The 7200-nt window shown below is 58.2% G+C and carries 7 protein-coding genes, 1 rRNA gene and 1 pseudogene; 6 read left to right on the top strand and 3 right to left on the bottom strand.

The genetic code is table 11. The features are described 5' to 3' along the window. Positions 1–746 precede the first annotated feature (746 nt). Positions 747–1691, top strand: a pseudogene (locus BSP239C_RS20045) (integrase core domain-containing protein). Here the strand turns inward: BSP239C_RS20045 and BSP239C_RS20040 are convergent. Continuing rightward, positions 1688–2203 (bottom strand): MarR family winged helix-turn-helix transcriptional regulator, encoded by a 516-nt coding sequence (locus BSP239C_RS20040; RefSeq protein WP_101575061.1) that lies wholly within the window; start codon positions 2201–2203, stop codon positions 1688–1690. The pseudogene BSP239C_RS20045 and the gene BSP239C_RS20040 sit on opposite strands and share 4 nt — an antisense overlap. Before the next feature lie 131 nt (positions 2204–2334). Between BSP239C_RS20040 and BSP239C_RS20035 the strand changes: the two genes are divergently transcribed. From BSP239C_RS20035 to BSP239C_RS20025, 3 genes are all read left to right on the top strand, one after another. Next, positions 2335–3099 carry an alpha/beta fold hydrolase gene (locus tag BSP239C_RS20035; protein ID WP_219618939.1) on the top strand — a complete coding sequence of 255 codons (765 nt, stop codon included), beginning with the start codon at positions 2335–2337 and terminating at the stop codon, positions 3097–3099. Positions 3100–3375: 276 nt separating this feature from the next. After that, on the top strand, positions 3376–3996 hold the full coding sequence (locus tag BSP239C_RS20030) for an NADPH-dependent FMN reductase (RefSeq protein ID WP_145997519.1): 621 nt from the start codon (positions 3376–3378) through the stop codon (positions 3994–3996). Positions 3997–3998: 2 nt separating this feature from the next. Beyond that, positions 3999–4427 (top strand): hypothetical protein, encoded by a 429-nt coding sequence (locus tag BSP239C_RS20025; protein ID WP_101575058.1) that lies wholly within the window; start codon positions 3999–4001, stop codon positions 4425–4427. A gap of 595 nt (positions 4428–5022) precedes the next feature. Here BSP239C_RS20025 and BSP239C_RS20020 read toward each other — a convergent pair. Beyond that, entirely contained in the window at positions 5023–5442 is a 420-nt protein-coding gene (locus BSP239C_RS20020; RefSeq protein WP_257930301.1) for a Rieske (2Fe-2S) protein, read from the bottom strand. An 88-nt stretch (positions 5443–5530) separates the two neighbouring features. Here BSP239C_RS20020 and BSP239C_RS20015 point away from each other — a divergent pair, with 88 nt between their 5' ends. After that, on the top strand, positions 5531–5716 hold the full coding sequence (locus tag BSP239C_RS20015) for an IS3 family transposase (RefSeq protein WP_101575056.1): 186 nt from the start codon (positions 5531–5533) through the stop codon (positions 5714–5716). A gap of 187 nt (positions 5717–5903) precedes the next feature. Beyond that, complete coding sequence (locus BSP239C_RS20010; protein ID WP_101575055.1) at positions 5904–6539, top strand: hypothetical protein; 636 nt, start codon at positions 5904–5906, stop codon at positions 6537–6539. Positions 6540–7077: 538 nt separating this feature from the next. Here the strand turns inward: BSP239C_RS20010 and rrf are convergent. Further along, positions 7078–7196: ribosomal RNA gene (gene rrf / locus BSP239C_RS20005) — 5S ribosomal RNA — on the bottom strand. Positions 7197–7200 lie beyond the last annotated feature (4 nt).

The raw sequence follows: 7200 nt of genomic DNA, 5'->3' as shown, positions 1-7200 counted from the left end.
CAATGGTCGGCTCGAGCACCTTCGAGGATCGGCACTCGGGTTTCGCAACCTGACTCATTACATCGCGAGGTGCTTACTTGAATCCGGTGGTTTCAGACCGGTTCTACACTCTCGATTACGATGAGCCTCTAATACGAAAGCCCAGAAGTCAGGCTGCGTACTGTGGCGTCAAGGAAACGTCGTGGCACACAGAGCGTAAACGCTTGATATCAGTGCTCTTAGCACGGTCACCGTCGGAACGGACAAAGAACTCGGGGCTCCCAACCACGGATATATAGCACCCAGGTTGCCGACGCGGCCGGGCGCTTCGAATGGATCTCGGCCCCCTACAACAGTCAACTGGCACGACGTTTACATTGTCCTCTTGACACCGTCGATGTCGGCAAGTGGATGGGCAATAGTGGTTACAATAGGCTGGGCATGATCACTTCGATCCGCATATCAGCCGCCTAAGTGCTGACCGATGGAGAGGCGGCATCCACTGCGAGCGTGAACACGCTGCGTTATGTTGCGAATAGCCGTCGGTAACCTCAAGATCTGGGGGATCTTCTACTCCGATTTCCGGCGGCAAGCAACATCGCTTGCCGAAACAAAATCAGCCGCGATGGCACTCCGCTTCAACACCACCGATGAGTAGGCCTCCAAGTGTACTTCCCCGACACGTTTTGAACAGTAGTCGAAACACGACGAAGACCTCCGACATCGATATGGGTAAACACACTCATAGTCGAGCCCCGGCGGTCTTCATGACACACCGTAATGCACCACGGACCAGTGAGGGTAGACGCCGCCTTATCGCTCACATCATCGACGACGGATGGCCCTAGCGTCGAGCTGCCCAACGATTCCAAGTCTCACCAGCCACCGTGTCCAGATGGGTGCGTAGACACTGTACTGACCGCGGCCTCGCCGACCTCTCCAGCCAGCCCCACCACAGCCCTACACGACTGCCTGCCAAAGTGGAAAGACGCATCCACTCGCTGCGGATCAACCAGCGGTCAGGCCCGCACCGGATCAGCTACCACTTTCACATTCCACGCTCTACTACCGGCCGAACCCTCCACCGGCACCAGGTGCCGCTGTTGGCTCACATCGATCAGATGACGTGCCTGCCGGCTCGTAATCCGGCCCCAGCCCGTTACGAGGTCGAGGCTCCCGGACGCCTAGTCCATGTCAGTATCAAGAAGCAGGACAGGAAAGTCAGCTCCCGTCGAGACCGTCCCGCCCGAGCCAGGGCCGAAGGGTAGCGCGGGTATCGGTTCCTCCACCACGCTATCGATGACTACTCGAGAGTCGCCCAATCCGACCCTTGATGATGAGCGTAAGGACACTGCTGCCGTGCTCCGGCGGCGCGCAGACGAGTTCCTCACGGGCATCCGTGTCGAGGTCACGACAGAGGTGCCCGATAACGGAGCCTGTCACCGGTCACGGGCCTTTGCGGAGGCTCTCGGCGAGAGCGTCAAACACCCCAAGATAAACCCTGCCTACCGCAGACGAATGGGAAACGCGAGCGACTCAACCGGGCTCTCGATGCCGAGTGGGCCTATGCGAGTGTGTATGCCAGCGAGGCCGAGCGTGCAGAAGTCCACGAGGCGTGGGTGCATGACTATATGACCCATCGACCCCATACCGGTTTCGGTAGACCCACGCCATCAGCCCGTGTTCACGACCTCTTAGGGAAGTACATCTAAGCCTCGACGGACTTCGACCCATAGAGATCGCCGCGAGTCTCGAGCAGATTGGACAAGATCCCTTCAAGACTGTCGCGCTCATCGCCGTTCAACTCCTGGATCAGCCTCATGTGGTTGGCGAAATGAAGTGGCAAAACTCGATCGACGAGCTCAAGGCCCTGCGATGACAGGCTGATCCGGATCGAGCGCCTGTCGAGCGGATCGCGGACACGAATTACCAGCCCTTTTGCCTGCATCCGGTCGATACGCAAGGTGATTGCGCCCGACGTCACCAGTGAGGCCCTGAGGAATGAACTGGCAGTCAGTCCATCGGGCTCACCGGAACGTCGCAGCGTCGAGAGGATGTCGAATTCTCCGGGCTCCAGCCCGAACTGCGCCAGGAACTCCCTAATCTCCCGGTCCCACATTCGAGCCAGCCGCAACACGCGGCCGACGACCCCAATCGGCGACGGGTCTAGGTCGGGACGCGCCTCCCGCCATTGCTCGAGTACTGATTCCACTGCATCGGCCACAGCTTTCCTCCACTTCTATGAGCGCTCAATTACTTGACATTCAATCACATCGCTATATATCTTAGTCCTCAACTATTGAGTACTCAGGTAAGGAGTTAACCATGCCATTTGTGTCCACGCACCTTGCAGAAGTGCACTACGACGTCGACGGCCACGGCGACGGGCTGGTTCTGGTTCATGGAACCGGAGGCGATTCTGAGATGGTGTTCGGCAACGTCGTCGGCCATTTCACAGATAGCCACACCGTAGTTCGGCCGAATTTCAGCGGAAGTGGTCGGACGCACGACTCGGGCCAGGTCCTCACAATTGGCGATGTAGCGGATCAGGTCGCTGCGGCCACCAGAGCTGAGGTGCAGGGACCAGTGGACCTGCTAGGCTTTTCGGCCGGTGCCATGGCGGCGGCCACCGTCGCTGCCGAAAAGCCGGAACTGGTTCGTAGACTGATATTGGTCGCGGGACTCACGCATTCCACCAGTCCCCGCGAGCGATTGTATTTCGATACATGGCGTCAACTGCTGGCAATTGATACACAGCTGTTCAAGCGCTTCACCACACTCACCGGGTACAGCCCTGCAGCCGTGGACAGGTTGGGCCATGACGGGCTGGCGCGGTCGCTGGCTAATGAATGGCCTCCCAGTGATATCGCCCGCCAGATCGAACTGCTGCAGGACTTCGATATCCGCCCACTCCTTCCGAAGATCACGGCGTCCACGCTGATCATCGGCTTCACTAACGACATCATGACGCCGATCGAGGGCTCTCGCCAATTGCACACCGCAGTGCGGGACAGTCGCCTGGTCGAAATCGAGGGCCAGGGGCATATGGACTGGCTCGCCGACCCCAGCCGTGTCATCGAGCTCATCCACGAGTTCCTCGACCGAGGTGAGGCGAAATGATACGAGCGCGGGCCTGACCACCACGTCGACGACCCCGCTTGGAAACCACAGACCGATGAGGAACGGAATGCCCATGTTCCAGACAGGCACCCCAGCCCGGCCGTGCGGCTCATGGTTCTCGAGCTCGCAGGCACCGGGGCGAAGGTAATCACGACGATGATCGCCGCTAGAGAACTGATCAGCGAGACTGCCGAGTCCCTGCTCAGAATGGCTGAACTCGCCGACGACCACCGTGGACCCGTTCGTCGAGGTAAGCGACTCCAAGTTCACTGATCAGTGAACTCTATCGACATAACAATCAAAAACCCGAAAGGAATCAACATGGAATTGCTGACCATCTGTCTTCGCGATGGCTCATTCAACTCTCGCGTGCTGACTATTGTCGAGGAACTCGCCCGCAAATTGCGCCAGCGGACTCATCGTTTCGACAAAGTCGATCAAGTCCCCCTTTTCAATGAAGACCGTGAGCTGACACCTAGCAGTGCAGTCACGAGCCTGCGAACTCGCGTCAAACATTCCGACGCAGTGTTGATCGCTACACCGGAGTACAGGGGTAGCATGCCAGGGGTGTTGAAGAACCTGTTGGATTGGGCGGCCCGACCAGTCGGAGAGAGCATGTTTATCAGTCTCCCCGTCGCCGTGATCAGTGCAAGTCCGAGCGAGCACGGAGGCGCACGAGCTCGACAGTCAACTGAGTTTGCTCTCGAACGGAAGGGCGCAGCTGTAGTATCGACCGGACGGGGTCTGCCGCACGCCCACAGGAGGGAAAACAAAGACACAGGGTTCCTCGAAGATAGTGCAGTGGGTCAGTTGCGTTCAATCATCACAAGACTCTCCGCAAACCACGAGTCCGATGTCAGCGCTCAGGTTGCCGAACTCACTGACGAGGCTGCCTGAACATGTCAACTGTGGATCAAGAACCAGTGCTCATGCACAACACCATGCGCATCTACGCAGGGCACCTCAAAGAGTTCAAACAGGCGATCGATCGTTCCGTGGAGTTAGTTGAGCAGCACGGGCCACAGCTGATGGTCCAGGTCTTCATCGACGAATCTGCGCTCATTGCGCACAGTTTCCAGCTTTACCCCGACTCCGCGGCAGTGGAGCTTCACTGGCAACTATCGGACCCTTACATCCGTGATGTCATGAACCACTGCGAAGTGGATCGGCTGGCAATGTACGGTGAACCGAGTTCCACAGTATCGGCCGGCATTGAGCGCAGCGCCGGCGGTGCTACAAAGACAGTCGTAAATCGATACTGTGGATTCTTGAGGCTCCCCGCCCCGACAACGCGCCACGACACCAACGGCCACGGTAGCGCTACCTGACTCGGCGGAACGGTCTCAACAGCCGCCTCGACCCTGACACGCTCGACACTAAAAGCTTCAGGGTCGAGGCGGAACCTTTGAAAACACACTTGGGGATCAGACAGCAATCCACACGCGGAATAGCCTTTTCCGGGATGTTGAAAGGGGGTATTTGCTTATGATGCGCCCATTATGTGGCATGCGTTTTCGAGCCATTTAGTGTATTCGTCAGTGAGGGCAGGAAGTGGGCGTCGGTGCTTCTCGGTGTCAGAGATCCTAGCAGAATAGGTATTCAACGCCCGGGAAACCCGGGACAAGGAAATGACTACGCATGCGTTCGTCTGCGGGCCGCTGGCCTTCGGCCGCAGACGTATCTTGGACTTGAGGTCTTGTAAACACTTTGTAGACTTCACGCACGGTGGCCCGCTTGAGACGCCGAAGCACCTCTTTTTTCGTCTTACGTTCTCCTAGGCGGCTCTAGTCGTGGGCATGTGTGCAGGTCCTGGCACATGCGCTCCAGGGTTCTGGCGATGATGAGAGCGAGTTCAACGGAGGTCCCGGGGCTCATGTTCGGTCGAAGCTCGTATTCGGGTGGGGATCTGCCCGACGGCGGTGATCACGTCTCGGAGATCGTCAACGTCCCGCCGGATTCGGTGACCTTGTATGCGGGTAGGGGTGCCGTGGCCGGCCCGCCGAGCACCTCGCCGGTGGTGGTCGAGAACTGTGAAGAGTGACAGGGACAGGTGACCTTGTCCCTGGTGATGGTGCGGACCTGGCAGCCCTGATGCGTGCACACCGACGAGAAGGCGTAGAATTCCCCCTCCTTCGGCTGTGTGACGACATAGGTTTCCTCGACGACGGTTCCCGACCCGACGGGAACGTCCCCGGTGGGAACGCTCGCGTCTGCGGCTGGCTCTGCCGGTTCCCTCGACTCCTCCGGTTCGCACGCCGAGGTGAGCGCCACCGACGAACCGATGACCGCGACGGTTCCGGCCACGCCCGCTGATTTGATGATCGCGCGTCTGTTCGATTCCACTCTGATCCTCGGCCTTCTCATCGCTTACTGGATTGCGTTTTCTACTGGGCTGTCTGAGTTATCTAGGTTATAGGTTAACGCGAACGGCATGCCCAACCCCTCGGGAAGTATCGATGATTTCGAGATCGCGACGGCTGAATGGGTGTATTGGTTCAACTCGTTCCGATCCCATGGGACACTGGGCGGAGCGGCTCCGCATGCCTACCGGTCCAAGTTCCGCAGGGACTCCCCACACGGGGACGAACTCGTGCCCGAACACGTCAACGCCGATTAGAAGAGCCTCCATCAAACCCGGAGCTTGAGGGGGCGTCCTCATCGCCCACACCAACACCCACGTCATCGACTGGCCACCGTGTGATACGGAAACATTCGCATCCTGCACCGCACTCCGGAGTCGAAACCAACCCCTGCAGCCGTTGACTCACAGTCCGTGGACTAAGAGTCACTGTTATCGTCGTGGGATGGGAAAATTGAAGAAGGCCGATCTACCCGATGCCGCTTCGGCGCCCTTCACCGTTTCAGCAGACCTCACGGGGTATCGACAGCGGTTCGGGATCTTGCGGTTCCTCGTGCTGGTCGGTGTCATCGCCTTCGGATTCTTCTGGCTCGGCGTCGGGACAGCGCTGATATGTATCGTCGTTGCCTCCGCGCTTTTGGCTGCCGGCTTCATCGGTATAAAAAGCAGCCGGATCGTGTTCACCGGGTCAGGTGTCGAGTACCGCAGCTGGTATGGCCGAACCGTCAAGCTTGGACGCGACGACATCGAAGGTGTCATCGTGTTCGCGGACTTCTACGATGTGAGTTTCGGACTGATCCCGCGAATCTCGATCGCACGCCTGACATCGAAGTCATCGATCAGCCTGAACGGGCTGTACTGGCCCGCCGACCAACTCATGAGCGGCATCTCCGTCATGGACGACAACGGGATCAGTGTGAAACAGTGCGACGAGCGGTTGAGCTTTGTCGACGTCGCAAAGAAATTCCCAAAGCATTCCACGTTCCTCGAACGCAATTGGGTGAAGGTCGGGTTCATGATCGGGTTCTTCGGCGTCATAGTGCCGGTTGCCATCGCCTTGATCCACGACGCAATCGTCTAGGGATCCTACTATGTTTGCCAGATGAGCGCCGAGGCTCAGATAAAAAGCCCGGACACCACCCTCGGTGCCTCATTTACTGTTGCCCGCGAAAAGGTGAACCCTCGGCCAGTTTGCGGAGTGAACTGTCGATAGTGACTCGAACCGAGGTCACCGCGAAATACGGCAGGCGAGACAAGAATGCCTCGAAGAAGAACAAAAGAACCGTTCTCAACGAGGTCGTCACAGTAACTGGTTGGACCTGACTTGCACAGTCGGGGGCGATTTTCCGGGTTCGACTGGCGTTTATGCTGGTGACCTCGCCTACTCGCTGAACAACGACGTGGCTGTTTGGGCCGCGCTACTTGAGGTCTGGAGGAAGAACGAAGACGGGAACTGGCAACTCTGCCGCGACGTCACAGAGCATTCGATGAGCCCACCAGCCCACAGCCTGACGCAACGACAACAGCACCCATCACACGCCCCCAAGACACAACACCCATGAATACGAGAAAGGGGCCACCCCACCAAAGTGGAATGACCCCTCACCCTTCAAAGAATATTGCGGCAGTCACTTACTCTCCCACAACCACCAAGTTGCAGTACCATCAGCGCGAATGGGCTTAGCTACCGGGATCGGAACGGTTAACCGGGCGTTTCCCCACCACTATCACCACCGCAAAAC

This window comes from Brevibacterium sp. 239c (genome assembly GCF_900169365.1).
In the GTDB taxonomy this organism is placed as follows: domain Bacteria; phylum Actinomycetota; class Actinomycetes; order Actinomycetales; family Brevibacteriaceae; genus Brevibacterium.
Note: the sequence above shows the minus strand (reverse complement) of the source record. Positions and strands in the feature narration are given on the sequence as shown.